The organism is Mesorhizobium sp. M7A.F.Ca.US.014.04.1.1, from assembly GCF_003998745.1.
Classification (GTDB): domain Bacteria; phylum Pseudomonadota; class Alphaproteobacteria; order Rhizobiales; family Rhizobiaceae; genus Mesorhizobium; species Mesorhizobium ciceri.
Genome location: NZ_RZRW01000802.1, coordinates 1 through 2,047, shown reverse-complemented (window position 1 = coordinate 2,047; position 2,047 = coordinate 1). Strand labels below are relative to the sequence as shown.

The window sequence follows — 2,047 nt, the reverse complement described above, 5'->3', positions numbered from 1 at the left end:
TGCGCCGCTTATCAGCAAGGTACCGCAAGGTGATAGGGACGTCGTAGCTACGGCAAATTCGGTAGCACTTGCCTCTGTGTCGCTGCCTCAAAGCGGGATAGTATGCTTTGGGAAGATGCCTGACGCCACATTGAACGACCTCTCCCGATCATGGAAATGCGGTTAATTCGTCAAGGCGTTGTAACTTTGAGACGTGAACCATCTTGTCCGAACGGTTGAGACGCAACGATGGCCAAAAAAAAAGTCCGTGCGAGACCCAGCAGTGACATTCTGAAACTGCTTGCCACAAGGCCTAGAGCGGTGGCGCTTGCTGCGCTGCACGTGAGTGAATCCGTGCTGCTGGAACTCGAAGCGTCCGAGCTTTTGTCAGCAGCAGAGATTAGAGGGCTACTTAAGGACGCGTCGATGACGTTACGAAATGCCGCCGAGCAAGCGGACAATCGCAGCTGCCTCGTCGCCAGCGAAATAGTCGATTCCATGCGGGAAAATTTCAAGAGAAATAAGACTTAACCTGTCGCCATCGGCCGACCGGGAAAAACTTGTTATCTTCAACCAAAACTGCCGTTGCCACGTCATCGATAGTGCATTGGAGCATATTCTTCACATCAATTTTAATGTACGGTGTATGCGAGGGAGGTAGTTCGGGCAGTAGTTGGGCGGGGTTGCTTCTGAATGACGCCACATCCATTTTTGCGCGGGAATGAAAAACGCCTGTCGTATGAGGACGATACGGCGCTGATCAAAAGGCTGGGATTCACGCCGAAGCGCTATCTGGCGGAGACGGTCATCGTCAATCAGGGCGAGGATTGCGATCGCATGTTCATTGTCGAGTCGGGCTGGGGGTGCATTTCTCATGAACTTGCCGGCGGGCAGCGACAGATTCTAGATTTTGCACTGAAAGGCGACATCGTCCTACCTCAGTCCTACTCGGGCAGGGCTCTTGAAACGTTTGTGGCTCAAACCGAAATTTCAGTTCTGGTGGCTTCGACCAAGACATTTGCCGTTGCGGCCATGCAGTCGCCCCATCTGTTCTCCCTTGTTCTCGAAACCCTCGTGCACAATGCAGCGGTTGTCGCTCAACATCTCACCAATGTGGGACGACGCAGCGCCTTGGCGCGGACGGCGCATCTCTTCCTCGAACTGATGACGCGTCTGGAACGAATCGGCTCTGTCACGCGCAACAGCTATGAATGCCCTCTCACCCAGTACGATCTGGCGGACGCACTGGGACTCACTCCCATTCATGTCAACCGGATGCTGCGGGAACTGCGCGAGCGCAAGTTTCTCGAATTTCGGCAGGGCCACGTTCGTGTGCTCGATCAGCAGGGCCTGACTAAGTTTGCTGGATTCGAGCAGGAATATGTCGACGGTTGAGACGTCCCGGCATGCGATGGCAAGCAATCTTGCTCCCCGGTAGCGGCCATCGGGCAAGATCGAGGACGGGCTTTTCCGGGCAGCATCCACTTTCCGGCGGCGGATCTGTTCCGTGTGGCCCGCTCCCTATCCCGACTGGCGTCCGCTGGCCAGGCGCCGGCCAATTCAATCTCGGTTTCTTGGCGCGATCTCTTCGCGGTTGCCTAAGCGACACCGTCCTTGGCGTTCCGCTGCAGCGGCGAGTCCGCTCGGCCCACTTTGAGGACCACAATCAGGAGCGAGAATTGGTGCTCGCTGCTCGGATCCTAAACAGAGCGTAGCTCTTCCACCAGACCTATGGCCCCCGCAGAGCCAGCCTTCGAGGCAAAATATGAGAGTTCATTCGCGGCTTCCTGAACACCTTGCGCAAATGCTCGCTCGAGCCAAAGGCGGCCTGCTACCGGGTTGTGTTCCCCGGCACGACCATTGCAGAGATAGCCCCCGAGCATGAGCTGGGCATAGCCATGTCCCCGCTCGGCGGCGGCGGCGAACCATTTCTGCGCTGCGACCGGGTCGAAGGACAGACCTTGGCCATTCGCGTACTGGGCACCGATCGCAAACATAGCCCCGGCGTGCCCGGCTGCGGCTGCCCGCTTGAACCACTGCGCGGCAGCCTGAGGCAACCAGGCGCCGC

Annotated in this window: 2 protein-coding genes and 1 pseudogene; 2 read left to right on the top strand and 1 reads right to left on the bottom strand. The window is 57.4% G+C overall.

What is annotated here, in order from left to right; translation table 11 throughout:
* Positions 1-228: 228 nt before the first annotated feature.
* Complete coding sequence (locus EOA22_RS31660; protein WP_127390509.1) at positions 229-510, top strand: hypothetical protein; 282 nt, start codon at positions 229-231, stop codon at positions 508-510.
* A gap of 162 nt (positions 511-672) precedes the next feature.
* A complete protein-coding gene (locus tag EOA22_RS31655) occupies positions 673-1,374 on the top strand; it encodes a Crp/Fnr family transcriptional regulator (RefSeq protein WP_024505426.1) in 702 nt (233 codons plus the stop codon).
* Positions 1,375-1,679: 305 nt separating this feature from the next.
* Here the strand turns inward: EOA22_RS31655 and EOA22_RS31650 are convergent.
* Positions 1,680-2,047 (bottom strand): annotated as a pseudogene (locus tag EOA22_RS31650) (SEL1-like repeat protein); the annotation flags it as partial.